This is a genomic window from Curtobacterium sp. MCPF17_047 (genome assembly GCF_003234045.1).
Classification (GTDB): domain Bacteria; phylum Actinomycetota; class Actinomycetes; order Actinomycetales; family Microbacteriaceae; genus Curtobacterium.
Window position 1 is genome coordinate 444,247 of sequence record NZ_QKSF01000001.1, and the last position, 24,828, is coordinate 469,074.

At 71.5% G+C, this 24,828-nt stretch carries 23 protein-coding genes; 16 read left to right on the plus strand and 7 right to left on the minus strand.

Annotated elements, in window-relative coordinates:
- The first annotated feature begins 15 nt into the window (after positions 1 to 15).
- Together DEJ33_RS02260 and DEJ33_RS02265 are read left to right on the plus strand one after the other, a co-directional pair.
- The gene (locus DEJ33_RS02260) at positions 16 to 1,509 is read left to right on the plus strand and encodes a 3' terminal RNA ribose 2'-O-methyltransferase Hen1 (protein ID WP_111194201.1); all 1,494 of its coding nucleotides are present in this window, start codon (positions 16 to 18) and stop codon (positions 1,507 to 1,509) included.
- Positions 1,506 to 4,124 (plus strand): polynucleotide kinase-phosphatase, encoded by a 2,619-nt coding sequence (locus DEJ33_RS02265; RefSeq protein WP_111078747.1) that lies wholly within the window; start codon positions 1,506 to 1,508, stop codon positions 4,122 to 4,124. The genes DEJ33_RS02260 and DEJ33_RS02265 overlap by 4 nt, the downstream gene beginning before the upstream one ends.
- Before the next feature lie 224 nt (positions 4,125 to 4,348).
- On the opposite strand, the gene DEJ33_RS02270 is transcribed toward DEJ33_RS02265, so the two are convergent.
- Entirely contained in the window at positions 4,349 to 5,422 is a 1,074-nt protein-coding gene (locus DEJ33_RS02270) for a CU044_5270 family protein (protein ID WP_111078746.1), read from the minus strand.
- A complete protein-coding gene (locus DEJ33_RS17055) occupies positions 5,415 to 5,960 on the minus strand; it encodes an RNA polymerase sigma factor (RefSeq protein WP_181432736.1) in 546 nt (181 codons plus the stop codon). The genes DEJ33_RS02270 and DEJ33_RS17055 overlap by 8 nt, the downstream gene beginning before the upstream one ends.
- A gap of 487 nt (positions 5,961 to 6,447) precedes the next feature.
- On the opposite strand from DEJ33_RS17055, the gene DEJ33_RS17060 reads away from it, so the two are divergent.
- A complete protein-coding gene (locus DEJ33_RS17060; RefSeq protein WP_181432735.1) occupies positions 6,448 to 6,852 on the plus strand; it encodes a hypothetical protein in 405 nt (134 codons plus the stop codon).
- Between the two features lie 53 nt (positions 6,853 to 6,905).
- On the opposite strand, the gene DEJ33_RS02285 is transcribed toward DEJ33_RS17060, so the two are convergent.
- Positions 6,906 to 7,481: a uridine kinase gene (locus DEJ33_RS02285; RefSeq protein ID WP_111194202.1), complete on the minus strand. Its 576-nt coding sequence runs from the start codon at positions 7,479 to 7,481 to the stop codon at positions 6,906 to 6,908.
- A 45-nt stretch (positions 7,482 to 7,526) separates the two neighbouring features.
- On the opposite strand from DEJ33_RS02285, the gene tsaB reads away from it, so the two are divergent.
- The 4 genes from tsaB (at position 7,527) to DEJ33_RS17670 (ending at position 10,419) form a co-directional block, all read left to right on the plus strand.
- Positions 7,527 to 8,147, plus strand: a complete 621-nt coding sequence (gene tsaB / locus DEJ33_RS02290; RefSeq protein WP_111194203.1) for a tRNA (adenosine(37)-N6)-threonylcarbamoyltransferase complex dimerization subunit type 1 TsaB — start codon at positions 7,527 to 7,529, stop codon at positions 8,145 to 8,147.
- Positions 8,144 to 8,683 carry a ribosomal protein S18-alanine N-acetyltransferase gene (rimI, locus tag DEJ33_RS02295; protein ID WP_258378069.1) on the plus strand — a complete coding sequence of 180 codons (540 nt, stop codon included), beginning with the start codon at positions 8,144 to 8,146 and terminating at the stop codon, positions 8,681 to 8,683. Before tsaB ends, rimI begins: the two co-directional genes overlap by 4 nt.
- Entirely contained in the window at positions 8,670 to 9,725 is a 1,056-nt protein-coding gene (gene tsaD / locus DEJ33_RS02300; RefSeq protein ID WP_111194204.1) for a tRNA (adenosine(37)-N6)-threonylcarbamoyltransferase complex transferase subunit TsaD, read from the plus strand. Before rimI ends, tsaD begins: the two co-directional genes overlap by 14 nt.
- A 79-nt stretch (positions 9,726 to 9,804) precedes the next feature.
- On the plus strand, positions 9,805 to 10,419 hold the full coding sequence (locus DEJ33_RS17670; protein ID WP_111194205.1) for a DUF4190 domain-containing protein: 615 nt from the start codon (positions 9,805 to 9,807) through the stop codon (positions 10,417 to 10,419).
- Positions 10,420 to 10,482: 63 nt separating this feature from the next.
- On the opposite strand, the gene DEJ33_RS02310 is transcribed toward DEJ33_RS17670, so the two are convergent.
- Positions 10,483 to 11,685, minus strand: coding sequence for a class I SAM-dependent methyltransferase (locus tag DEJ33_RS02310; protein WP_111194206.1), 1,203 nt, complete (start codon positions 11,683 to 11,685; stop codon positions 10,483 to 10,485).
- Positions 11,686 to 11,845: 160 nt separating this feature from the next.
- Here DEJ33_RS02310 and groES point away from each other — a divergent pair, with 160 nt between their 5' ends.
- Complete coding sequence (groES, locus tag DEJ33_RS02315; RefSeq protein WP_071292506.1) at positions 11,846 to 12,142, plus strand: co-chaperone GroES; 297 nt, start codon at positions 11,846 to 11,848, stop codon at positions 12,140 to 12,142.
- A 109-nt stretch (positions 12,143 to 12,251) separates the two neighbouring features.
- Complete coding sequence (rarD, locus tag DEJ33_RS02320; protein ID WP_111194207.1) at positions 12,252 to 13,214, plus strand: EamA family transporter RarD; 963 nt, start codon at positions 12,252 to 12,254, stop codon at positions 13,212 to 13,214.
- Between the two features lie 249 nt (positions 13,215 to 13,463).
- Here the strand turns inward: rarD and DEJ33_RS02325 are convergent, their stop codons facing one another.
- Positions 13,464 to 14,801, minus strand: a complete 1,338-nt coding sequence (locus tag DEJ33_RS02325; protein WP_110903518.1) for an ABC transporter substrate-binding protein — start codon at positions 14,799 to 14,801, stop codon at positions 13,464 to 13,466.
- A gap of 248 nt (positions 14,802 to 15,049) precedes the next feature.
- Here DEJ33_RS02325 and DEJ33_RS02330 point away from each other — a divergent pair, with 248 nt between their 5' ends.
- Positions 15,050 to 15,868: an SDR family oxidoreductase gene (locus DEJ33_RS02330; RefSeq protein WP_110903517.1), complete on the plus strand. Its 819-nt coding sequence runs from the start codon at positions 15,050 to 15,052 to the stop codon at positions 15,866 to 15,868.
- A 95-nt stretch (positions 15,869 to 15,963) separates the two neighbouring features.
- On the opposite strand, the gene DEJ33_RS02335 is transcribed toward DEJ33_RS02330, so the two are convergent.
- A complete protein-coding gene (locus tag DEJ33_RS02335) occupies positions 15,964 to 16,833 on the minus strand; it encodes a hypothetical protein (protein ID WP_146242504.1) in 870 nt (289 codons plus the stop codon).
- A gap of 143 nt (positions 16,834 to 16,976) precedes the next feature.
- On the minus strand, positions 16,977 to 18,479 hold the full coding sequence (guaB, locus tag DEJ33_RS02340; protein ID WP_110903515.1) for an IMP dehydrogenase: 1,503 nt from the start codon (positions 18,477 to 18,479) through the stop codon (positions 16,977 to 16,979).
- 273 nt (positions 18,480 to 18,752) lie between these two features.
- Between guaB and DEJ33_RS02345 the strand changes: the two genes are divergently transcribed.
- From DEJ33_RS02345 to DEJ33_RS02365, 6 genes are all read left to right on the plus strand, one after another.
- A complete protein-coding gene (locus DEJ33_RS02345; RefSeq protein ID WP_258374472.1) occupies positions 18,753 to 20,168 on the plus strand; it encodes a branched-chain amino acid ABC transporter permease in 1,416 nt (471 codons plus the stop codon).
- A 12-nt stretch (positions 20,169 to 20,180) separates the two neighbouring features.
- The gene (locus tag DEJ33_RS02350) at positions 20,181 to 21,167 is read left to right on the plus strand and encodes a branched-chain amino acid ABC transporter permease (RefSeq protein WP_110903514.1); all 987 of its coding nucleotides are present in this window, start codon (positions 20,181 to 20,183) and stop codon (positions 21,165 to 21,167) included.
- Complete coding sequence (locus tag DEJ33_RS02355) at positions 21,160 to 22,134, plus strand: ABC transporter ATP-binding protein (RefSeq protein ID WP_111078736.1); 975 nt, start codon at positions 21,160 to 21,162, stop codon at positions 22,132 to 22,134. Before DEJ33_RS02350 ends, DEJ33_RS02355 begins: the two co-directional genes overlap by 8 nt.
- Complete coding sequence (locus DEJ33_RS02360) at positions 22,131 to 22,937, plus strand: ABC transporter ATP-binding protein (protein ID WP_375334705.1); 807 nt, start codon at positions 22,131 to 22,133, stop codon at positions 22,935 to 22,937. The genes DEJ33_RS02355 and DEJ33_RS02360 overlap by 4 nt, the downstream gene beginning before the upstream one ends.
- A 429-nt stretch (positions 22,938 to 23,366) precedes the next feature.
- Positions 23,367 to 23,555, plus strand: coding sequence for a hypothetical protein (locus DEJ33_RS16815; protein WP_110903512.1), 189 nt, complete (start codon positions 23,367 to 23,369; stop codon positions 23,553 to 23,555).
- 90 nt (positions 23,556 to 23,645) lie between these two features.
- A complete protein-coding gene (locus DEJ33_RS02365) occupies positions 23,646 to 24,764 on the plus strand; it encodes a GuaB3 family IMP dehydrogenase-related protein (protein WP_111078735.1) in 1,119 nt (372 codons plus the stop codon).
- The last annotated feature ends 64 nt before the right edge of the window (positions 24,765 to 24,828 follow it).

Here is a 24,828-nt window from a genome sequence, read left to right on the forward strand (position 1 = left end):
TCGGAGGCCACGCGCATGCTCGTGACCATCACCACCCGCGGCGACGCGGCCCCGGACCTCTCCCACCTGCTGCACAAGCACCCCGGTCGGGCACAGTCATTCGACCTCAGCGTCGGCACGGCGCACGTCTTCTACCCCGTGGACACCCCGGACGTGTGCTCCGCCGCCCTGCTGCTCGAGGTCGACGCGATCGCCCTCGCGCGCAGCAAGCGGTACGGCGCGGACGCGCAGGCCCTGTCCCGGTACGTCAACGACCGGCCGTACGCCTCCACCTCGATGCTCGCCCTCGCGATCGGGCAGGTCTTCCGCAGCGCCATGGGTGGTCGGAGCACCTCCCGGCCGGAGCGCGCGGCCGCACCGATGGACCTGGAGCTCGCCCTGACCAGCGTGCCGAGCGAGGTCGACGAGCACGGCGTCGGCCTGGCCTCGCGGCTGTTCGCGCCCCTCGGCTGGGACGTCGACGAGACCCGGCGACCGCTCGACGACACGCGACCGGAGTGGGGCGACGCTGCCACGGTCGGCCTGCGGCTCCGCGGGCGGGTCCGGCTCTCGGACGCGCTGCGGCAGCTCACCGTGCTGCTGCCGGTGCTCGACGACGCGAAGCACTACTGGGTCGGGGACGACGAGGTCGGCATGCTGCTCCGCCGGGGCGAGGGGTGGCTCGCCGAGCACCCGCTCCGGGAGGTCATCACCACCCGGTCGCTCGCGCACCAGCGGTCGCTCGTGGACGATGCGACGTCCCGGCTGCTGGGGCTCGACGGCACGGCCGGCGACGGCGGGGCGGTGGACGCGCCCGTCGACGAGGCGTCCGCGGAGGACGACGGGACGTCGGCTCGCGAGACGCCCCTGTACCGGCGCCGCGCCGAGGCCGTCCTGACGGCGCTCGCCGACGTGCAGGCCCACACCGTCGCCGACGTCGGCTGCGGCGAGGGTGCCCTGCTCCGACACCTGTTCGCCGACCGGTCGTTCACGACGATCATCGGCACCGACGTGGCACCCCGCGAACTCGCACGGGCCGAGCGGCGCCTGCGGCTCGACGACGTCAGCGACGAGCAGCGTGCCCGGGTGCGGCTGCTGCAGTCGTCGGTCACGTACTCCGACGACCGCATCGCCGGACTCGACGCGGTGGTGCTCATGGAGGTCGTCGAGCACGTCGACCCCGAGCGGCTGCCGGCGCTCGAGGCGTCGGTGTTCCGGGCCGCCCGACCCGCCGCCGTCGTCGTGACCACCCCGAACGCCGAGCACAACGTCCGCTTCGCCTCGCTGGCGGCCGGCCGGTTCCGACACCCGGACCACCGGTTCGAGTGGACGCGCGACGAGTTCCGCACCTGGGCGCAGGCCGTCGCCGACCGGCACGGCTACACGGTCGAGCACCGACCCGTCGGTGACGACGACCCCGAGGTCGGCCCACCCACGCAGCTCGCCCTGTTCCGCCGCCACACGACCAGCAGCCCGACGAACGGCAGCCCGACGACCATCAGCACGACGACCGGAGGCACCGCCGCATGACCGCCCTGACCGTCCCCACCATGTCCCTGGTGCTCCTCGTCGGCACGAGCGGCTCCGGCAAGTCCACGTTCGCCGCGCAGCACTTCGGCCGGTTCGAGACCCTGTCGAGCGACTTCTTCCGCGGCCTCGTCTCGAACGACGAGGACGACCAGGCCGCGACCCCGGCCGCCTTCGAGGCCCTGAAGCACGTCGCCGCGCAGCGTCTGCGCGCCGGACTGCTCACCGTCGTCGACGCGACGAACGTCCAGGCCGAGGCCCGCCGCGACTTCGTGGAGCTCGCCCGCGCGCACGACGTCCTGCCGGTCGCGATCCTCCTCGACGTCCCCGAGTCGGTCTGTGTCGCCCGGAACGCCGCCCGCACCGGTCGGGACTTCGGACCCGAGGTCATCCGCCGCCAGCAGGGGCAGCTCCGGCGCGGGCTCAAGAGTCTGAGCAAGGAGGGTTTCCGCCGCGTCCACGTGCTGCACGGTGAGGACGAGATCGCCGCCGCCACGATCGTCCGCGAGCCCCTGCTCAACGACCGGACAGGCGAGCACGGCCCGTTCGACGTGATCGGGGACGTGCACGGCTGCCGCTCCGAGCTCGAGACGCTCCTCGGTCGGCTCGGCTGGAGCCTGGTCCGCGACGACCTCGGTCGCCCCGTCGACGCCGTTCACCCGGAGGGCCGTCAGGCGCTGTTCCTCGGCGACCTGGTCGACCGCGGACCGGACTCCCCGGGCGTCCTCCGCCTCGTGATGGGCATGGTGCGGAACGGCCACGCCCTCGCCGTGCCCGGCAACCACGAGGACAAGCTCGTCCGCGCGCTCGACGGCCGCAAGGTGCAGACCGCGCACGGGCTCGCCGAGACCCTCGCCCAGCTCGCCGCCGAGCCGGACGCCTTCCGCGACGAGGTCCGCGAGTTCTGCCGCGCCCTCGTCGGCCACCTGGTGCTCGACGACGGCCGGCTCGTCGTCGCGCACGCCGGGCTGAAGGAGCAGTACCAGGGCCGGGCCTCCGGCCGGGTGCGGTCCTTCGCGCTCTACGGTGACACCACCGGGGAGAGCGACGAGTACGGCCTGCCCGTCCGCCTGCCGTGGGCGGAGGACTACCGCGGATCGGCGATGGTCCTGTACGGGCACACCCCGACCGTCGACGCCGAGTGGATTAACGGCACCATGTGCCTCGACACCGGGTGCGTGTTCGGCGGGAAGCTCTCCGCGCTGCGCTACCCCGAGCGCGAGGTCGTCCAGGTCGACGCCGAGCGGGTCCACTACGTCGCCGCCAAGCCGCTCGAGCCGCTGCGCGGACCGGGCACGTCGACGACAGGTGCCGACGGTGCGGACGCGGGCCGGGCCTCCAGTCCGGCCGGGAGGCCCGTGGCCGGCCCCGCCGCACCGCGTCGCGTCCCCGGACTGCTGCCGATCGAGGACGTCACCGGCAAACAGATCGTCGAGACCCGGCACCACGGCCGGATCGGCATCCGCGCCGAGAACGCCGCCGGTGCCCTCGAGGTGATGAGCCGCTTCGCCGTCGACCCGCGTTGGCTGCCGTACCTGCCGCCGACCATGAGCCCGGTGGCGACCTCTGCACGCCCCGATCACCTGGAGCACCCGGACGAGGCGTTCGCGTACTACCGGGGCCAGGGCGTCGACCAGGTCCGGATGGAGGAGAAGCACATGGGCTCCCGCGGGACCGTGCTGCTCGCACGCGACCCCGCACGGTTCGGTGCTGCGGCCGACTGGAACGGCGTCGTCACGACCCGCACCGGCCGGGCGTTCTTCGACGCTGCCGACACCCGGACCTTCCTCGGACGGCTCGACGCGGCCGTCGAGGCGGCCGGGCTCTGGGACGAGCTCGACACCGACTGGCTGCTGCTCGACGGCGAGGTGCTGCCGTGGGCGGTCAAGGCCGAGGGCATGATCCGCGACTGGTACGCCGAGGTGGGCGCCGCTGCCGGCGGGGCGTTCCCGGACGCCCTGGCCGCGCTCGCCGCAGCCCGCGACAGCGGCGTCGACGTCAGCGACCTGCTGGCCCGGACCGAGCAGCGCGCGGCCGACGCGACCGCCTACACGGAGTCCTACCGGCGGTACGCCGACCCGGCGACGGGCCTCGACGACGTGCGGTTCGCGCCGTTCCAGGTCCTCGCGGCCCAGGGACGGACGTTCGCCGACCGGCCGCACGGCTGGCACACGGCGGTCGCCGACCGGCTGGCTGCCGCCGCACCCGACGTGGTGCGCGCGACCCGGTCGCTGCTCGTCGACGTCCGCGACGAGGCCAGCTGCGCGGCCGGGACCGAGTGGTGGCAGGAACGCACCGGTGCCGGCGGCGAGGGCGCCGTCGTGAAGCCGGAGTCGAACCTGACCCGGGGGCCGAAGGGACTCGTGCAGCCGGGCGTGAAGGTCCGCGGGCGGGAGTACCTGCGGATCATCTACGGCCCGGAGTACACCGAGCCCGGCAACCTGGCGCGGCTGAAGGACCGGGACCTCGGGCACAAGCGGTCGATGGCGCTCCGCGAGTACGCCCTCGGGCTGGAGTCGCTCGAGCGCTTCGTCGAGGGGGAGCCGCTGTGGCGCGTGCACCAGGCCGTGTTCGGCGTGCTGGCGATGGAGTCCGAGGCGGTCGACCCGCGGTTGTGAGGCGGCAGGCTCCCCCGGGACTTCTCGCTGAGCGACACCGTTCGTGGTCGACCCGCCGTTGTGAGGGGCGGGCTCCCCCCGACTTCGCGCTGAGCGACACCGTTCGTGGTCGAGACCGCGAGGCCTGTCGCTCAGCGCGAATCGTTGCCCGCGGCGTCCGCGCGTCTGGCGCGCCGGCGTCCGGACCACGCTGCCGCGACTGGAGCGCGTCTGCCGCGCACCGGTCAGGGCTGGTCGTCCACCGGGAGGACCCGGACGGACACCGAGTCGATCAGCGTCCCCGCAGGGATGCTGCCGTTCCGCTGCGTCTGCACGGTCCGTTCGCCCAGGTAGGTGCCGGACGTCCGGTCGATGATCACGTCCTGGCGTTCCCCGCCGGTGCGGGCCGGCAGCCCGACCGCCGTCCCGACCCGACCGTCGAGAGACGCCTGCTCCTCGGTGACGACGATGCCCGGCAGGGTCGCCAGTGCCTCGTACATCGCCGCGCGGAGGTCGGCGGGCACCAGTCCGGTCCGGAGGAGCTCCTGGACGGTGTCGAACACGTGCTCCGCGTCCGTCGTGTCCACCGCTCGGGGCGCGTCCTCGATCCGGCGGACGAGGGCATCGGGATCGCGGGGCAGGCCCTCGATGTCCGCCGCCGTCAGCGTGCCCGGTCGGACCCCGCCGAGCTCGCCGACCGTGAAGTCCCCGCCGACCGCACGCTCCCACCGGGGGTCGTCGCGGTGCGCCTCGGTCGCGTAGTCGTCCGCCGCGGCCTTCCGGGCAGCGGCGCCGCCGTAGAAGGTCGTCGCCGGCCCCGACCACGTCTCGCGGACCCAGGTGCCGGAGACGTCGGCGGGCACCCACGTCGTGCTCGTCGTCGGCGCCAGGTACCCCTCGTCGTAGTGCTCCCCGTCCGAGGTCGCGTACCCGAGCGCCCGCTCGGTCTCGACCACCTTCGTGAAGGCGCCGACGGGTGCCCGGTCGTCCGCGGCGGCACGGGCGGCCTCGCGCAACGTCGCCGCAGCAGCCGGCGCGGGCGACGACCAGTGCGTGATCCCGATCCCGGAGGCGACCAGTCCGCCGGCGAGCACCACCGCGGCACCGGCGACCAGGACGGGTCGGAACCGACGACGGGGACGGACGGGAGGGACGGTGCGGGCCGGACCCGCGCCTCCCGTCCCCGGGGCGGTCACCGTCGCGGCCTGCGCGGCGGCGTCGAACCGCGTACGTGCACGGTCGAGCGCCGCGTCGAGGACCTCGGGCGGCTCGTCGTCCCGCCGCAGCAGACGGAGGGTGGAGAGGTCGTCGTCAGACATGGAGGGGTCCGTTCAGGGAGTCGGTGGCGCCCGGGACGGCACGGAGGGCCGTGCGGGCGCGGTTCAGTCGGGAGCGGACGGTCCCGACGGGGACGCCCGTGGCCGCCGCGATCTGCTCGTAGGTGAGCTCGGCCCATGCGTACAGCAGCACGGTGTCCCGGACCGCGGGGCGCATCCGGTCGAGCTCCCGGACCACCGCCTGCACGGCACGCTGCACGTCGACGCGGTCGCCGGTCTCGTCCTCGACGTGCTCCGGAGTCGCGGAACGGGACATCGCCCGGAGCGTCCGTCGCTGCGATCGCCAGTGTCGGCTGAGCAGGTTCGTCGCGATGCCGAACAGCCACGGCAACGGCTCCTGCCGCTCCGGGTCGAACGAACCCCACCGCACCAGGGCGGTGACGAACGTCTCACTGAGGATGTCCTCGGCGCTTTGCAGGTCCGTGCGGCGGGCGAGGTAGCGCAGGATGCGGCGGCCGTGCAGGTCGAACTGGCGACCGAGCTCGGCGGCGGCGTCTGGCGGGGGATGGTTGCTGGGCACGATTGGTGTTGCCCGATCGGGGTGGGGGAGTTCCATCTTCGTCCCCGGAAGGCCGCGAGTGTGTCGGCCAGCGTTCGAGCGTCGTGTGCGGATGGGTCGCGATGTGGTCGAGGGCCGCCTCAGCACGCCTGTCGTGGATGAGGGCATCCACCGCATCCCAGCGGCGTGCCCACGCACCGAGTTCAGGACTGATCGCCGCAGTGAGCGAGCGCGCATCCTCGAGGACCAGCGCCGGGGACCGGCGAAGCTGGCGTCCCTCGGCCCCGGTTCCGGGTTGGGGGAACCCGAAGACGACCGGCTCGCAGTGGTTGATGCGGTTCCGTGCCCAATTGAGGCGGAGTGCCAGCCGGTGGACTTCGCGGCGGGTTCGGCCCGGGAACGCAACGCCGAGAGCTGGTTCCCAGAAGGACTCGGAGTAGGACGCCTTCGTCCCGTCGGGTTTCCGGCCACCGCGACCCAACACAGCCACCCACGTCCCCAGCATGAGTTGCGCGACGACCTGGCCCGGTTGCGCAGCGACGCCGACGCGTGCGATCGCCGTCTCCACCTGCCCGAGGAGGTCTTCATCGAACGCATGCCGCTGGTTCTCGAACCAGCGGGGACCGAACTGCGCTGCGAGAGACCGGTGCAGGTGCTCGCGCAGCGCGACCTCCACGAGCCGGAGGACGGCGTGGAAGTGCGAGGCCAGCGACGCGTCGACGAGGGCCAGCTCGACGGCTGCGCGGTCTGCACCACCGACTGCAGCGCGGAAGCGTCGCAGGCGAGAGGGAGCGAGACTCGCGATCAGAGCTCGCTGTTCGTCGTACGTCGGAGGCGGGATCACCCAGGCACGCTACTATCGATGCATAGTCCCGCAGTCGAAAGGCTGCTCGGGTTCTGGAAGCCGTCGTAGTCCCTCGGGTCACGGCGGCTTCACCCGTTCTCGGGCGTCCGGATGAGCGGGCGTCAGGCGCGCGAGCGGTACCGGACGTCTGCGGACTCCCGCGGGGCGAAACGCTCGGTGAAGTCACGGTCGTTCGGGATCCAGACATCCCGCCACAGGTCGTCGTGTGACCGTCCGAGTTCGTGGTCCCGGGCGATCCCGCGCCGAGCCGCCTCGTCGAGGTCGACGTCGCACCAGACCGTGAGGCCCAGCGCCCCTCGGACCTCCGGGTGGAAGAGCCCGATCAGATCGACCACGAGCAGGTCGGTGGCCGGCAACGGCTCCGGCGTCCCGAGCGCACGGCTCGACCAGTCGAACCGGCGGAACGTGCTCGCACGACCGGCGCGGTGTGGCTCGAGGACCTCGGCGGCGAGCCGCAGGCGTTCCACGCCGTCCCAGTCCGTCGATCGCCGGTGCGACCGGGTCGCATCGAGGAAGTCGTCACCGCGGATCCGGACCGCCCCCGGCAGCGCGTCGACGAGCGCACGGGCGAGCGTCGACTTGCCGGACCCGCAGTGGCCGGACACCCCGATCACGAGAGGCGACCGTGCCGATCCACGGAGTGTCCGGACGTGCTCGATCAGGGCATCGTGGTCCATCCCGTCAGCGTAGGGCGGGCGTCGGTCCGCGCCTACGATGGTCGGGTGCTGCTCGCGATCGACACCTCCGCCGGGACCTCGGTCGCCGTCGTCGACCCGGCGACCCGCCGGGTCCTCGCCGAGCGCGGCACCGACGACACCCGCCGTCACGCCGAGATGATCGGGCCGTTCCTCGACGAGGTCCTGCGTGCCGCCGGCATCACGCCCGCGGACGTCACGGGCGTCGTCGCCGGCATGGGCCCCGGACCGTTCACCGGCCTCCGCGTCGGCATCGCCGGCGCCCGCACCTTCGCCGCTGCCCGCGGTGTCCCGTTCCTGCCGATGGTCAGCCACGACGCCGTGGCCGCCGGTCAGCAGGGTCCGCTCGTCGTCCTGACGGACGCCCGCCGCCGTGAGGTCGCGTGGAGCGCGTACGACGCCGACGGCGTCCGCGTCGCCGGCCCGGGTCTCGCCAGGCCGGCGGACCTGGACGACGTGCTGGGGGCCTCCCGTCCCGACCTCGTCGACTGGCCCCGTCACACCGCCGCCACGATCCCGGCCGGGAGGCTCGGGGTGCTCGCCGCGGACCGGCTCGCCTCGGGCGCACCCCTGGCCGCGGACACGCCGGTGTACCTGCGCGAACCCGACGTGACGGTGCCCGGTGCGCCGAAGCGGGTGGCTCGGTGACCGCGCTGCCGGAGGGTCTGCGGATCCGTCGGGCGCACCCCCAGGACCTCGACGACGTCATGTGGCTCGAACGCGCCTCGTTCCCGACCGACGCGTGGTCGATGTCGCAGATGTCCGGAGAGCTGTACTCCCCGCACGGGTACTACGTCGTCGTCGAGACGACCGACGAGGGCACGGCGCCGACCGTCGTCGGGTACGCGGGACTGTCGTCGCTGCCCGGCAACCCGGTCGCCGACGTGCAGACCATCGCGGTCGCCGCCGAGCAGCGGGGGAAGGGCCTCGGCCGGGTGCTCTTCACCGAGCTCCTCGACGAAGCCCGACGCCGCGGCGTCCACGAGGTCTTCCTCGAGGTCCGCGCCGACAACCCCGTCGCGCAGACCATGTACACCGGCTTCGGGTTCGAGCACATCGCCACCCGGCCGCGGTACTACCAGCCCGACGGGATCGACGCGTGGGTGATGCGTGCAGCGCTGGAGCCCGCGACCCGGTCCGCCCCGGGCCCGATCGGACAGGAGGCGCTCGATGAGCGCGACTGAACCCCTGGTGCTCGGCATCGAGACGAGCTGCGACGAGACCGGCGTCGGCATCGTCCGCGGCACCACCCTGCTCGCGAACGTCATCGCGTCGAGCATGGACGAGCACGCCCGCTACGGCGGAGTGGTCCCCGAGGTCGCCGCACGGGCGCACCTCGAGGCGATGACCCCGACCCTGCAGCAGGCACTCGAACAGGCCGGTGTCACCCTCGACGAGCTCGACGCCGTCGCCGTGACGGCGGGTCCGGGGCTCGCCGGTGCCCTGATGGTCGGGGTCGGCGCCGCGAAGGCGCTCGCCGTGGCGACCGGCAAGCCGCTGTACGGCGTGAACCACCTGGTCGGTCACGTGGGCGCGGACGTCCTGCGGCCGGACGGGTCCGAGATCGACCTGCCGACCGTGGCACTGCTGGTCTCCGGCGGGCACACGTCGCTGCTCCTCGTGCGGGACCTGGTCGGCGACGTCGAGCTCCTCGGCGAGACCATCGACGACGCGGCGGGCGAGGCATTCGACAAGGTCGCCCGACTCCTCGGGCTGCCGTACCCCGGCGGACCGCAGATCGACCGGGCCGCGGCGGACGGCGACCCCACCGCGATCCGGTTCCCGCGCGGCCTGACGCTGCCGAAGGACATGGCGGCGCACCGGTACGACTTCTCGTTCTCCGGGCTGAAGACCGCCGTCGCCCGCTGGGTCGAGCGCTGCCGTGACGAGGGCCGCGAGGTCCCCGTGGCCGACGTCGCCGCGAGCTTCCGGGAGGCCGTGGTCGACGTCCTGCTGACCAAGGCCCTGAACGCCTGCCGGGACACCGGCGTCGACCGGCTGCTGCTGGGCGGCGGGGTGGTCGCGAACGCCCGGCTGCGGCAGGTCGCCGAGGAACGGTGCGCTGCCGCCGGTGTCACGCTGCGCATCCCGCCGTTCGACCTGTGCACGGACAACGGCGCGATGATCGCGGCCGTCGGGGCACGACTCGTCGCCGAGGGGCACGCGCCGAGTGCCCTGGGCATCGCGGCGGACTCCACCCTGCCGGTGACGACCGTCCAGGTCTGAGCCTGAACGCCCGGGTCCGTCCGGGTGCCGTGTGGGAGGATCGAGGACGGCGGTCGAGCGGCCGTCAGGAGGGTGCAACGTGTCCGATCTGAACGACCGATCGAAGCCGGACGAGACGCCCCGGCAGGGGCAGCAGTACCCGTCCGGGCAGCAGTACCCGTCCGGGAAGCAGAGCCAGGGGTGGCAGCAGCCGGGGCAGTACGGGCAGCCGCAGCAGTACGGGCAGTACGGTGCCGCGCCCCAGGACCCCTCCGCACAGCAGTACCAGCAGAACCCGTACGCCCAGCAGGCCCCGTACGCCCAGCAGGCCCCGTACGCCGCTCCGCAGTACGGTCAGCCGGGCACCTCCGACCCCTACCGGGCCAGCACCCACAACCCGTACGCCCCGCAGAAGACCAGCACCCTCGCGATCCTGTCGATCGTCTTCGCCTTCGGCGGCCTCGTCCTCGGGCCGCTCCTGATCCTCACGAGCCCGGTCGGCGCGATCCTGGGGCACGTCGCCCTCAGCCGCATCAAGCAGACGGGGGAGCAGGGCCGCGGCCTGGCGCTCGCCGGCATCATCGGCGGCTGGGTCCTGACGGGGCTCTTCATCCTCCTCGTCATCGCGATCATCGCGGTCTTCGCCGCCGCGGCCGGCTCGGGCGGCTACGACTGGGACAGCTCCGGCGGCGGCGTCGGCGCGCTCGTCGGCTGACCCAGGCGGCGCCCGGCACGGCACGGCGCGGCGCAGCGCGGTGCGCCGGTCGGCGTCCGCCGCTCAGCCGGCCACGTCGGTGAGCCGTTCGCACAGGACGGCGGTGTGTCGTCCCTCCAGGCGGGTGAGCACCAGCGTCACGCTCCCGCGACCCCGCAGACGCAACCGCTTGCGGAACTCGGCCGGGTCCACGTCGACCCCGCGCTTCTTGATCTCCACGGTGCCGATGTCGTCCGCGGCCAGACGTGCCGCCAGGCGCTTGACGTCGAGCGGCATCGTGTCGAGCACCCGGAACCCCTGCGCGAACGGTGTGACGACGGCCTGGTCGGACGTGATGTACGCGATGCCCTCCGAGAGCATCCGGCCGTCGATCGAACGGGCGAGGTCCCCGATCAGCCGCGCACGGATCACCGCGCCGTCGGGTTCGTAGAGGTAGCCACCGAGCGGTCCGACCTCGACGTCCTCGGCGTCGGTGGCACCGGTCAGTTCGGCGATGCCGTGCGGCCCCACGACGGTCGCGGCACGACGGATCCCGGGGCGGGCGAGGGGGCCGAACCACAGGGCGAGTTCGACGACCTCCCGGTCGACGGAGGTCCACTGCGCCTCGGCGGTGTCGGGGATCAGGTCACGGTCGATGCCCGGGCCGAGCTTCACCCCGGTCGGGGTCGTCGTGGCGGCCGCGAACACCGCGTCGAGCGAGGGCGACCAGTCGTCGGGGTCGGCCAGGCGGCGGGTGTCCGAGTGCCCGCTCGTCCGCCGGGCCGGGTCCATCCAGACCCCGTCGACGGTGGACAGGTCGAACGAGGCGGCGTCACCGAGCGCGACACGGGCGTTCGGCCACGGGGCGAGGTTGTGCGTCGCGACGGCCGCCGTCACCTCGTCGCGGTCGACCGCGGTGACGTCGAGGTCGAGCGCGGCCATGGCCAGCGCGTCACCGCCGATCCCGCAGCCGAGGTCCGCGACCCGGTGCAGACCGGCAGCGGCGAAGCGTCCGGCGTGCTGCGCGGCGACCTGCAGCCGGGTGGCCTGCTCGAGGCCCGCCTCGGTGAAGAGCATGCGCGCGGCGAACTCGCCGAACTTGCCGCGGGCCTTCTGCCGGAGCTTCGCCTGGGTCAGGACGGCAGCCACCAGGGCCGGGTCGTGCCCCTCGGCCCGCAGCCGCGACACCACCCGGACGATCTCGCCGCCGTCGGAGACCGAGGGCGTACGGTCGAGCAGGTCCATCCCGGCCGGGGTCAGCAGCTGGGTGAGTTCGGCGGCGTCCATGCCCCGATCCTCCCAGGCGGCGGACGCGGCCGTGGTGCACTGGCACTCGGATTGACCGAGTGCCAGTGACGTCCTACAGTTGGGGTTGGCACTCTCCCGAGGGAAGTGCCAACCCGGTTTTCGTCAGTACCGAACACGTACCGAGAAAGAAGAGGTCACCGTGGCCGTCAGCATCAAGCCGCTCGAAGATCGCATCGTCATCCGTCAGGTGGAGGCGGAGCAGACCACCGCGTCCGGTCTGGTCATCCCGGACACCGCGAAGGAGAAGCCCCAGGAGGGCGAGGTCGTCGCCGTGGGCCCCGGTCGCATCGACGACAACGGCAACCGCGTGCCGCTCGACGTCGCCGTCGGCGACAAGGTCATCTACTCGAAGTACGGCGGCACCGAGGTCAAGTACTCGGGCGAGGACCTGCTGGTCCTCTCCGCCCGCGACGTCCTCGCGGTCATCGAGCACTGACACCCGCTCCACGGAACGCCCCGTCGGCCTGGCCGGCGGGGCGTTCCGTCGTCCGCCGGGAGGCCCGCCACCAGCACCCGACGTCGGCTCGCCTTCCTAGGATGGTTCCGTGAGTGAACCGAGTCCCAGGCGCCCCGCGCGCAGCGAGGCGTCCGTCGGCGTGGTGCAGGCCGTCATCGCCTACGGTCTCTGGGGGCTGATGCCGCTCCTGTTCGCCGCGATGGCTCCGGCCGGGCCGTTCGAGATCGTCGCCTGGCGCATCGTCTTCGGCCTCGGGTTCTGTGCGATCGCGATCGCCGTGACGCGGACGTGGCTCCGCACCCGGGTGTTGCTCGCCGACCGCCGCGTGATGGCCGTCCTGGCACTCGCCGCCGTCCTGATCCTGGTGAACTGGACCGTGTACGTCGCGGCGACGACGACCGGGCACACCGTCGAGGCCGCGCTCGGGTACTTCATCAACCCGCTCGTGACGATCGCGCTCGGTGTCGTCCTGCTCCACGAGCGACTCCGGCCGGCGCAGTGGGCAGCGGTCGGGATCAGCGTGGTGGCGGTCGTCGTGATCGCGGTCGGCTACGGGCAGGTCCCGTGGATCTCGCTCACCCTGGCGTTCTCGTTCGGGCTGTACGGGCTCGTGAAGAAGCGGGTCGGTGGCACGGTCGACGCGCTCAGCGGACTCACGATCGAGACGATGTGGCTGACGCCGCTCGCGGTGGGGGCGCTCGTCGTCCTCGGCACCACGGGTCTGGCCGGCGGCGTGACCCTCGGCGGCGAGGGCTGGCTGCACACGCTCATCATGATCGGCGCGGGACCGGCGACGGCCGTCCCGCTCCTGCTCTTCGCGTCGTCCGCTCGGCGGCTGACGCTCTCCACGCTCGGGCTGACGCAGTACCTGACGCCGGTGATGCAGCTCGTGGTCGGGGTGACGATCCAGCACGAGGCGATGTCGGGCTCGCGCTGGGTCGGCTTCGCGATCGTGTGGGTCGCGCTGATGGTGCTCACGGTGGACTCGTTCACAGCGGCCCGACGTGCGCGACGCACGGCGGCGCCGGAGGTGGTGGACGCCGGGGCGTAGGCGGTCCTCCGGGTCTCGCCGGGCCTCCAGTCTGCCGTCTGCCCGAGACGCCCCCGTCTGTGCGAGACGCCGCCGTGTGTGCGAGACGCCGCGACCGCTGCGAGACGCCGCGGGATCCGGCGGTGTCTCGGCGGCATCGCGGTGTCATCCGGTGACGCCACCGTCTCGCGCGCCCGCGGGGACCACCCGGCGCACGCGAACGGCCCCCGGGAGCTGCTGCTCCCGGGGGCCGTCGTGGTGCTGGTGCGGTTACTTCGAGACCGAGCCCTGGATGGCGCTCTGGTAGACCGGCTTGTTGTCCGAGTCGAACTTGTAGATGCCGATGTAGGCGCTCGACGGGTCGTTCTTCTTGTCGAACGGGCCGATGCCGGACGGACCGGTGTAGTGGATGTCCTTGCCGTCGTCCAGCAGGGCCTTGCACTCCTTGAACGTCGCGCACTCGGTGCCACCGTCGGCGCCGGACACCGCAGCCATGTTGGCCTGGATGGTGCCGGAGTCGGTGCCCTTGCCCTTCACCGCGGCGAGGGCGGCGATGGTGGTGGCGTCGTAGGACTCAGCCGCGTACGAGAAGTCGGCGAGGTCCTTGCCGGAGGACTTCTTGTAGAACTCCACCAGACGCTGCTTCAGCTCGTCCTTCGGGCTGGCACCGGGGATGGTGCCCTGGGCGCCGTCGAGGGTGCCCTTGTCGAAGTCCTTCGAGTAGTCCGCGGTGTTGCCGTCGGACATGTAGATCTTCGCCTTGTTCCCCTGCGAGACGAGCTCGGGGATGATCGACTTCGTCTCGTCGAAGGCGAGCACGACGATCGCGTCGGGCTTCGCGGCGAGGGCCGCGGTCACCTCGGACGAGAACGTGGTCTGTCCGGGCGGGAACTCCTGGCCCTTGCCCTTGGCGCCGTAGACGACCTGGCCGCCAGCGGCCTCGACGGCTTCCTGGACGGAGTTGCGGAGGCCGGTGCCGTACGTGTCGTTGAAGACGAGGAACGCGACCTTGGCGTTGCCGTCACCCGTGACGAGCTGGCCGAGTGCGGAACCCTGAACCGAGTCCGGCGGAGCGGTGCGGTAGTAGTGCGAGGAGTACCCGGACAGGTCGGTCGCGGTGTTGGCCGGCGAGACCTGGACGATGCAGTTGCTGGTGAGCTGGTCGATCACGTTGAGCGTGACGGACGAGGACTCGGCACCGATGACGACCGGGACCTTGGCGTTGACGAGCTTCGTCGCGGCCGAGCTCGACACGGTCATGTCGTTGCTGTCACCGGAGTCGGTGGCAGGGTCGATCGTGACGTCCTTGTCGAGCACGCCACCGCCGGAGTTGATGTCCTCGACCGCGAGGCCGACGCCGGACTCGGCCGGCGGGTTCAGGTAGGCGAGCGATCCGGTCAGCGGCAGGATCGTGCCGATCTTCAGGGCGTCGGTGCTGGGCGACGAGGGGGCCTGGCAGCTCGCGGCCGGGTCCTTCTTCGCGCCGCCGGCCGAAGCCGACTCGGAGGAGCCGCCACCGGCGTTGCTCGAGGTGGAACAGGCGGCGAGGAGCACCGCTGCAGCTCCCGCCAGTGCCAGCGCCGTGGTGGCGCGGGTGGTTCTGATCATCCGTGGAACCCTTTCTCTGCGCGGAGGCCCTACCGCATCGGGTCGAGCGCGGCGTCTCCGCGTGGGATGTGGAGAAAACTAGGGTCGATGTGTTTCGCCCGTGTGACGGAAGTACACACCTGGATGTTTCGTTACAGAGCCGTGACTCTTCTGAACAGCCTCACCGGAACCCCTGATGAGGAGTCCGTCTGGACGGTCTCCGCGGTTCCGGACGGCCGTCAGGGAGGCCCGGCGTACGTTGCCGAGGCATGAGCGAGCCATCTTCGACCACCCAGTTCCGGCCCTCCCGGGCCATCGTCACCGGTGCCGAATCCGGTATCGGACGCGCCACCGCCGTCGCCCTCGCGGCTGCCGGGATGGACGTCGGCATCACGTACCTGTCCGAGCCCGACCGTGCCCAGGAGACCGCGGAGGAGATCCGCGCCGAGGGCCGTCAGGCGTTCGTCGAGCAGATCGACGTCACCGACCTCGCCGGCGCCGGCGCGGTGATCGAGCGGCTCGCGGAGCAGCTCGGCGGGGTGGACGTCATCGTCGCCGACGCCGGCACGGGCGACAACGCACCGTTCCTCGACATGACGCTCGACCAGTGGCGGCACACCGTGTCCACCGACCTGGACGGCGCGTTCGTCACGATCCAGGCTGCTGCTCGGCGCATGGTCGCGCAGGGCACCGGCGGCCGGATCATCGGCATCACGAGCGTCCACGAGCACCAGCCCCGCTACGGCTCGAGTGCGTACGACGCGGCCAAGCACGGGCTCGGCGGACTGCTCAAGACGATCGCGATCGAGCTCGCCGAGCACGGGATCACCGCGAACGCCGTCGCTCCGGGCGAGATCGCCACGCGGATGACCGGCGCCGAGGACGAGGACCCGCACACGATCTCCCGTCCCGGAGTGCCGCTCGGTCGTCCGGGCAACGCGTGGGAGATCGCGGCCGCGGTGGCGTTCCTGGCCTCGCCCGCGTCGTCCTACATCACCGGCGTCTCGCTGCCCGTCGACGGCGGCATGCTGCAGATGGGCCCCCACGGCGGCAGCCACATCACGTCGAACGACTGGCGCAGCGCGTAGGTCCTCGCAAAACGCAACCTCGGCGGCTTCTCGCAGCGCAGTACCGCGGCGCCTCGCCGCCGGGGTTGCGTTTTGCGGGCCGGGCCGGGTCGCGCTCACGGACCGGTCGGGAGGCCCGCACCCCGCAGCAACGCCTGCAAGCGACCCGGGGTGCGGACCTCCACCCACCCCCACCGGACGACCGTCCGGACATCGTGCCGGAGGAGCAGCGCCGACTGCCGGGCCTTCTCGTCCCGCACAGCCCCGGGCTCGTCGTACTTCGTCATCCCGTCGAACTCCCCGACGACGCCGTACCGCGGCCACCAGAAGTCGACCCGGAACCGCCCGAAGGACTGCTGCAGGACCGGCGGTGCGAAGCCGTCCTCGTCGAGGCGGACGCGGCTCACGGACTCACCCGGGGACTCGGCCAGCGGATCGGCGAACCGGAGTGCTCGACGTGCCCGCGTGATGCCCCGAGGCGTGGGCCAGTCGGCGAAGGCGCGGTGCAGGGTGTCGATGTCGAGCAGGCGCTCGTGTAGGACGTGGTCGAGCACCGCGACGACGTTCTCGTACGACGTGCTGCGTGCCAGGTCGACGACGGTACGGAGGAGTGACGTGACGCGGTGTCCGTCGACGGTCGACACGGCAGCGGACTCGAGGGGCGCTGCATGTCGGACGACTCGGCGCCCGGAGTGGGTCGTGCCGATGAGGGGATCGGTCACGTGCACCCGTGGGTCGGGCCGGTCGACGTCGGGCAGGCCCCAGAGCAGGCCGGCGGAGCGGTGGGACAGCACACGCCACTCGCCCACGGTGGTGACCACGGCCTCCAGGACCAGTCGTTGGCGTTCCCGGACGGACGCGCGCTCCCAAGCGGTCGCGTCGACGGCGGCGCCGTGCGTGACGCGGACGAGTTCGCCGCGCCGGATGCGGTGTTGCGACTCGCTGTCGTTGGAGCGGAGCAGGAGCAGTCGTGGGGGTTCGTCCATCACCCCACTGTGCGAGCGCTACCGGCGCAGGGAGCCTCGTCGCTTCGATCTGTGGAAAGTCCTCTCGCGAAACGCAACGTGGGCGGCACTTCGCAGCGGAATGCCGCTGCGGAGCGCCGCCCACGTTGCGTTTTGCGGAAGGGCTAGGCGCGGTAGTTCGGCGCCTCGACGACCATCTGGACGTCGTGCGGGTGGGACTCCTTGAGCCCCGCCGCGGTGATGCGGACGAACTTGCCACGGGCCTTCAGCTCGGGGATCGTGCGGCCGCCGACGTAGAACATCGACTGCCGCAGCCCACCGGTGAGCTGGTAGACGACGTTGCCGACCGAGCCGCGGTAGGGCACCTGGCCCTCGATGCCCTCGGGGATGAGCTTGTCGTCGTTCGGCACGTCGGCCTGGAAGTAGCGGTCCTTCGAGTACGAGGTCTTCTTGCCACGGGTCTGCAGGGCGCCGAGGGACCCCATGCCGCGGTAGGCCTTGAACTGCTTGCCGCCCACGAACACCAGGTCACCGGGGGACTCGTCGGTGCCGGCCAGCAGCGAGCCGAGCATGACCGTGTCGGCGCCGGCCACCAGGGCTTTCGCGATGTCGCCGGAGTACTGCAGGCCACCGTCGGCGATGACCGGCACACCGGCTTCGCGTGCGGCGAGGGAGGCCTCGTACACGGCGGTCACCTGCGGCACGCCGACACCGGCGACGACGCGGGTGGTGCAGATCGAGCCCGGGCCGACGCCGACCTTGACGGCGTCCACACCGGCGTCGATGAGCGCCTGGGCGCCCGCGCGGGTGGCGACGTTGCCGCCGATGACGTCGATCGCGTCGAACGTCGGGTCGGCCTTGAGGCGTCGGACCATGTCGAGCACGCCTTCGCTCTCGCCGTTGGCCGTGTCGACGACGAGCACGTCGACGCCGGCGTCACGCAGAGCCTCGGCACGCTGCCAGGCGTCGCCGAAGAAGCCGATCGCGGCACCGACGCGGAGTCGGCCCTCGTCGTCCTTCGTGGCGTCCGGGTACTGCTCGCTCTTGTCGAAGTCCTTGACGGTGATGAGGCCGCGGAGCTTGCCCTCGGCGTCGACCAGCGGCAGCTTCTCGATCTTGTGCTGCGCGAAGATGGCGATCGCCTCTTCCGGGTCGATGCCCTCCATCGCGGTGATCAGCGGTGCCTTGGTCATCACGTCGCGCACGGAGGTGGTGGCCTGCTCGAACGAGGCGACGAAGCGCATGTCCCGGTTCGTGATGATGCCGACGAGCGTGCCGTCGGCCTCGACCACCGGCAGACCGGAGACGCGGAACTGCCCGCAGAGCGCGTCGACCTCGGCCACGGTGGCATCGGGCGTGGTGGTCACCGGGTTGGTGATCATGCCCGACTCGGAGCGCTTGACCTTGTCGACGTAGGCCGCCTGGTCCGCGATCGACAGGTTGCGGTGCAGGATCCCGATGCCGCCCTGGCGCGCCATGGCGATGGCCATGCGCGACTCGGTGACGGTGTCCATCGCGGCGGAGAGCAGCGGCACGTTGACCGAGATCCGCTTGGTGAGCCGGGACGCCGTGGACGCCTCGCTCGGGATGACGTCGGTGTGCCCCGGCAGGAGCATGACGTCGTCGTACGTGAGTCCGATGAATCCGAACGGATCCGGCTGGTCCATGGGTCCCCTTCGTGGGCGCGACAAGTGGTCGAGACACCGGGAACGCTGCGGTGGGCTCCGGATAGGACATGGTAACGCGCGGGCTGCGCGCGCCATTCCGGTCGCCTCCCAAGTCGCTGTACCGGCCAGACGGGAGGCTCGTCTCGGGATTGCAAATCGACGCGCCTGAGCAACATCACGGTTCCGGCACGATTTGTGCAGGGAACGTGCCGGAAACACGGGGGACACAAAAAATCCCTAGGGTCCTCGACTATCCGAACGAGAGGCTCATCCGTGGGTTCCATCACTCCGCCGGGGTCAGTGCTCGCGCACCGACTCCGCCGCGGGGCACCAGGCCGCCGTCGCCTGGTCCTCGCCGCCGTGCTCTTCCTCGCCTTCCTCGCCACCTTCGCGGTCGACTGGGCGCTCACGCCCGTCGCCGACGCAGCGACGAGCAGCCCCAGCTCCAGCAGTGCACCCGCGAGCACCGGGCCCTGCGTCGTCAGCACCTCGAACGGCTGCATCCAGGGCACCATCCTCGACTCCGACCGGAAGCCCACCGATGGCGTCGCCGTGGCGGTCACCGGACCCGGCTCGTTCACCGGCTCCTCGACCACGAACGCCGACGGACGCTGGTCCGTCAGCATCCCGGCAGCGGGGTCGTACACGGTCAAGGTCGACCAGGACTCCCTGCCGAAGGGGCAGTACCTGACCGATGCGAAGGACGCCGCCCGCACCGTCCAGGGGAACCTGAACGCCAACGCCGGCACGATCTTCCAGCTCTCCGACCAGGAGGGCGCCACGACCGACACCGCCACCACCAGCGTCACGGCCGCCCGGTTCTGGCAGCAGTTCGCCTCCGGCATCCGCCTGGGCCTGCTCATCGCCCTCGCCTCGATCGGCCTCTCGCTGATCTACGGCACGACCGGACTGTCGAGCTTCTCGCACGGCGAGCAGGTCACCCTCGGCGGACTCCTGGCCTACGTCTTCGCGAACCAGCTCGGATGGAACATCTGGCTCGCCGGGATCGTCACGGTGCTGCTCTGCGCCGCCTCCGGGTACCTGCAGGACGCCGGCATCTGGAAGCCGCTCCGCAAGCGCCGGATCAGCCTCACCCAGCTCATGATCGTGACGATCGGCCTCTCGATCGCCGCGCAGTACGCCTTCCAGTACTTCTTCGGCGCCTCGACCGTCCGCATCCAGCAGGGCAACCCCGAGACGGTGACCTTCGCCGGCATCACCCTCACCGTGCAGTCCTACGTCGCGATGGGCATCGCGCTCGTGGTCCTCATCGGCACGGGGCTGTTCCTCGCGAAGACCCGCTTCGGCCGCGCCACCCGCGCCGTGTCGGACAACCCGGCGCTCGCCGCGGCCTCCGGCATCGACGTCGACCGGGTGATCCGCTTCGTGTGGACGCTCGCCGCCGGTCTCGCCGGGCTCTCCGGCGTGATGCTCGGCCTGGTGCTCAACGGCGTGAACTGGCAGACCGGTCTGCAGCTCCTGCTCCTGATGTTCGCGTCCGTGACCCTCGGTGGCCTCGGCACGGCCTACGGCGCACTCGTCGGTTCGATGATCATCGGCATCGTCGTGGAGCTCACGAACCTGGTGCTGCCCGGTGACTTCAAGTACGCCACCGCCCTCGTCATCCTCATCCTCATCCTGCTGTTCCGGCCGCAGGGCATCTTCGGCCGTGCCGAGCGGATCGGTTAAGGGAGCACCCGCATGGACTACATCCTCCAACTCCTCAGCTCCCTGACGCAGGAAGCCCTCGCCCCGACGACCGCGGCGTTCGCCCTCGCCGCGATCGGCCTCAACGTGCACTTCGGCCTCACCGGCCTGGTCAACATGGGCCAGGCGGCGTTCCTGCTGCTCGGCGCGTACGGCTTCGCGATCTCCATCACGAACGGCCTGCCCCTCGGCCTGGCGGTGCTCGTCGCGCTCGCGATCGCCATCGTCTTCGCGATCATCCTCGGCATCCCGACCCTGCGGTTGCGCGGGGACTACCTGGCGATCGTGACGATCTCGGGTGCCGAGATCATCCGCATGGTCGGTCGGTCGAGCCTGCTCACCGACACCACCGGCGGTTCGAACGGCATCACCGGCTCCAGCTACCGCGAACCCTTCAACGCGCTGAGCTTCCTGCCGGACGGCACCACGACGATCCTCTGGTTCACTTACTCGAACAACGGGGTGAACGGCTGGTGGATCCGCATCGTCGGCTGGGGCCTCGTCGCCCTGTTCACCCTCGTGCTGTTCCTGCTCATGCGCAGCCCCTGGGGCCGTGTCGTGAAGGCGATCCGCGAGGACGAGGACGCCGTCCGCTCCCTCGGCAAGAACGTCTACTCGTACAAGATGCAGGCGCTCGTCTTCGGTGGCGCCCTCGGCGCGCTCGGCGGCATCATCTACGTCCTGCCGAGTTCGGTGCAGCCGGACGCGATGGGCCGGTCGATGACGTTCTTCATCTGGACGGCGCTCATCCTCGGCGGGGCGGCGACGGTGTTCGGCCCGGTGCTCGGGTCGGTGCTGTTCTTCGTCCTCCGGCTCTTCATCCGCACGCTCGCGGGTGACTTCATCCCGAACTCGATCATGAACGCGCAGCAGGCCGAGCAGTTCTCCTACGTGCTCGTCGGCGTCGCGCTCATGCTCCTCATCGTCTTCCGCCCGCAGGGACTCCTCGGGAACAAGAAGGAGCTGACGTTCAGTGTCTGACCCCACCGCGACCCCAGCCGTCCCCACCACCGGGACCCCCACCGCCCTCACCGCGGTGCAGCACGCCCCCGGTTCGCCGAAGCCGGACGCCATCCTCACGGTCGACAACATCACCCGCCGCTTCGGCGGCATGACGGCGGTCGACGTCGGTCACCTCGAGGTCCAGCGCGGCGCGATCACGGCCCTGATCGGCCCGAACGGTGCCGGCAAGACCACGTTCTTCAACCTGCTCACCGGCTTCGACAAGCCGTCGAGTGGGAAGGACGCCCGGTGGCAGTTCAACGGGCGGACGCTCGGCAACACGGGTGCCGCGAAGGTCGCCCGCGCCGGCATGGTCCGCACGTTCCAGCTCACGAAGGCGCTGTCCCGCCTGACCGTGATGCAGAACATGCTGCTCGGCGCGAAGGACCAGCCGGGGGAGAACTTCTTCGCCGCACTGGTCCGGCCGGTGTGGTCGAAGCGCGAGAAGGAGATCACCGCGAAGGCGGAGGACCTGCTCGACCGCTTCAAGCTCCTCGAGAAGAAGGACGACTACGCCGGGTCGCTCTCCGGTGGCCAGCGCAAGCTCCTCGAGATGGCCCGCGCGCTGATGTCCGACCCGACGATGATCATGCTCGACGAGCCGATGGCCGGCGTGAACCCGGCGCTGACCCAGTCGCTGCTCGGGCACATCCAGTCCCTGCGCGACGACGGCATGACCGTGCTGTTCGTCGAGCACGACATGCACATGGTCCGGCACATCTCCGACTGGGTGGTCGTGATGGCCGAGGGCAAGGTCGTGGCCGAGGGCCCGGCCGCCACCGTGATGGACGACCAGGCCGTGATCGACGCCTACCTCGGCGCCCACCACGACACCGACCTGGGTGACGACTCGCTCCTCACCGAGGAGACCTACGAGGAACTCGCCGACGAGGTCGCAGACGAGGACGCGGCGGACGCCGCCGACGAAGGGAAGGCGACCCGATGACGGACGCGACGAACGAGGCGGGCGTGAGCCGGGCCTCCAGTGCGGGTGCCGGTGCGACGGCGACCGTGGAACCGGTCATGCGAGCCACCGAGCTGGTCGCCGGCTACCTGCCGGGCGTGAACATCCTCAACGGCTGCGACCTGGTCTGCTACCCGGGTGAGCTCATCGGCATCATCGGCCCGAACGGTGCCGGCAAGTCGACGCTCCTCAAGGCGCTGTTCGGCCTGGTCAACGTCCGCGAGGGGTCCGTGACGCTGCAGGGCGAGGACATCACGAACCTCAAGGCGAACAAGCTCGTGCAGGCCGGCGTCGGCTTCGTCCCGCAGACGAACAACGTGTTCCCGTCGCTCTCCATCGAGGAGAACCTGCAGATGGGGCTGTACCTGCGGCCGAAGAAGTTCAGCGAGCGGCTGGAGGTCATCTACGACCTGTTCCCCGTCCTCGGGCAGCGCAAGGGCCAGCGTGCCGGGTCGCTCTCGGGCGGTGAGCGGCAGTCGGTCGCGATGGCCCGGGCGCTGATGATGGACCCGAAGGTGCTGCTGCTCGACGAGCCGAGCGCGGGCCTGTCACCGGTGCGTCAGGACGAGACCTTCATCCGCACCCGCCGCATCAACAAGGCCGGCGTCTCCGTGATCATGGTCGAGCAGAACGCCCGTCGCTGCCTGCAGATCTGTGACCGCGGCTACGTCCTCGACCAGGGGCGGAACGCCTACTCGGGCACCGGGAAGGAGCTCGCCGACGACCCCAAGGTCATCGAGCTCTACCTCGGGACGCTCGCCAAGGACGTCGACGACGCTCGCTGAGCCCGTCGACATCGCGGGTGCCGCTGTGGGGGCAGCACCCGCGACCGGTGGGGCCGTGCTGGCTGCGCGTGCGCGCCGCACGGCCCCGCTCTCGTTCCCGGTGGTGGGACGGGCGGGGCCAGACGCCCCCGTCTCGTCGAGACGCCTCCGTCTGCTCCAGGCGCCTCCGTCTGCTCGAGACGCCTCCGTCTGCTCGAGACGCCTCCGTCTCTTCGGGACGCCCCGCAGTCACTGCGACGCCGCGGGATACGGCGGCGTCTCGCACACATCGCGGCGCTGCTCGCAGACGGGGGCGTCTCGCCCGTCGACGCCGGCGTCTCGCGTGACCGGCACCGCCCGCTGACGGTGGCGCCTCGTGGGACGCGCACCGTGCCTCCAGCCCGGACGGGAGGCCCGCCCCGCGACGGACGCGTCGGGTACCGTTCCAGCGTGCAACGCTTCGCGGACCGCGCGATGGACGCCCTGGTGTGGGTGGTGTTCGTCGTCCTCTTCATCGGTGCGGCCCTGCTCGTCAAGGTGGCCGCCGCGCTGCTCGTCGTGCTCATCGTGCTGGCGCTGCTCCTGGGGTTGACGCTCCGGGTGCTCCGCCGGGGGCGTGCGGCTCGACCTCCCCGGTGAGACACGGTGAGCCCTCGGTGAATCGCTCCCGCTCAGCCCCCGGACCGTCCGGCCGTGCCACCCGCGCAGCCCGCCCGGTAGGGTTGCCGGGTGAGCGAAGTCGAGATCGGTGCAGGCAAGCGCGGACGTCGGGCGTACGCGTTCGACGACATCGCGGTGGTCCCCTCCAGGCGGACGCGTGACCCGCGTGACGTCAGCGTCCAGTGGTCGATCGACGCGTTCACCTTCGAGTCGCCGATCCTGTCGGCACCGATGGACTCCGTCGCCTCGCCCGCGACCGTCATCGAGATGGGGCGTCTCGGCGTCCTGGGGGTCCTGGACCTCGAAGGCCTCTGGACCCGCTACGAGGACCCGGAGCCGTACCTGGCCGAGATCCGCTCGCTGACCGACGGCAACGTCACGAAGCGCATGCAGGAGATCTACGCCGAGCCGGTCAAGGCCGAGCTGATCACCCGTCGCCTGGCCGAGATCCGTGCCGCCGGCGTCCCTGTCGCCGGTTCGCTCAGCCCGCAGCGGACCGCCGAGTTCTCGCAGACCGTCGTCGACGCCGGTGTCGACCTGTTCGTCATCCGCGGCACCACGGTCAGCGCCGAGCACGTCTCGCAGAACCAGGCGCCCCTCAACCTCAAGAAGTTCATCTACGAGCTCGACGTCCCCGTGATCGTCGGCGGTGCCTCGACCTACACGGCGGCGCTGCACCTCATGCGCACCGGTGCCGCGGGTGTCCTCGTCGGCTTCGGCGGCGGTGCGGCCTCGACGACCCGTGCGGCCCTCGGGATCCACGCGCCGATGGCGACCGCGGTCGCGGACGTCGCCGGTGCCCGTCGTGACTACATGGACGAGTCCGGCGGCCGGTACGTGCACGTCATCGCCGACGGCGGCCTCGACACCGCCGGTGACGTCGTCAAGGCGATCGCGATGGGTGCCGACGCGGTGATGCTCGGCACGGCCCTGGCCCGTGCGCAGGAAGCGCCGGGCGGCGGCTTCCACTGGGGTGCCGAGGCGCACCACCCGGAGCTGCCCCGTGGCCGTCGGGTCGAGGTCGGCACGATCGGCACGCTCGAGAGCATCCTGAACGGCCCGACCCCGTCGTGGGACGGCCGCGCCAACCTGGTCGGCGCCCTGCGTCGCTCGATGGCGACCACCGGATACTCCGACGTCAAGGAGTTCCAGCGAGTAGAAGTGGTCGTGGCGCCGTACCACCGCTGACGGTGGTGCGCCCGCGGAGGTCCTGCGGGTGCCGCTCCGGTGCCGATCGGCGACGGAGGCGAGC

Excerpts from the sequence above, each read along its gene's own strand:
- DEJ33_RS02360 (WP_375334705.1), top strand. The coding sequence starts at position 22,131 with ATGACGGACGCGACGAACGAGGCGGGCGTGAGCCGGGCCTCCAGTGCG.
- DEJ33_RS02260 (WP_111194201.1), top strand. The coding sequence starts at position 16 with ATGCTCGTGACCATCACCACCCGCGGCGACGCGGCCCCGGACCTCTCC.
- DEJ33_RS02350 (WP_110903514.1), top strand. The coding sequence starts at position 20,181 with ATGGACTACATCCTCCAACTCCTCAGCTCCCTGACGCAGGAAGCCCTC.
- guaB (WP_110903515.1), bottom strand. The coding sequence starts at position 18,479 with ATGGACCAGCCGGATCCGTTCGGATTCATCGGACTCACGTACGACGAC.
- DEJ33_RS02265 (WP_111078747.1), top strand. The coding sequence starts at position 1,506 with ATGACCGCCCTGACCGTCCCCACCATGTCCCTGGTGCTCCTCGTCGGC.
- DEJ33_RS02270 (WP_111078746.1), bottom strand. The coding sequence starts at position 5,422 with ATGTCTGACGACGACCTCTCCACCCTCCGTCTGCTGCGGCGGGACGAC.
- DEJ33_RS02335 (WP_146242504.1), bottom strand. The coding sequence starts at position 16,833 with ATGGACGAACCCCCACGACTGCTCCTGCTCCGCTCCAACGACAGCGAG.
- DEJ33_RS02310 (WP_111194206.1), bottom strand. The coding sequence starts at position 11,685 with ATGGACGCCGCCGAACTCACCCAGCTGCTGACCCCGGCCGGGATGGAC.
- DEJ33_RS02325 (WP_110903518.1), bottom strand. The coding sequence starts at position 14,801 with ATGATCAGAACCACCCGCGCCACCACGGCGCTGGCACTGGCGGGAGCT.
- DEJ33_RS02330 (WP_110903517.1), top strand. The coding sequence starts at position 15,050 with ATGAGCGAGCCATCTTCGACCACCCAGTTCCGGCCCTCCCGGGCCATC.
- DEJ33_RS02285 (WP_111194202.1), bottom strand. The coding sequence starts at position 7,481 with ATGGACCACGATGCCCTGATCGAGCACGTCCGGACACTCCGTGGATCG.
- tsaD (WP_111194204.1), top strand. The coding sequence starts at position 8,670 with ATGAGCGCGACTGAACCCCTGGTGCTCGGCATCGAGACGAGCTGCGAC.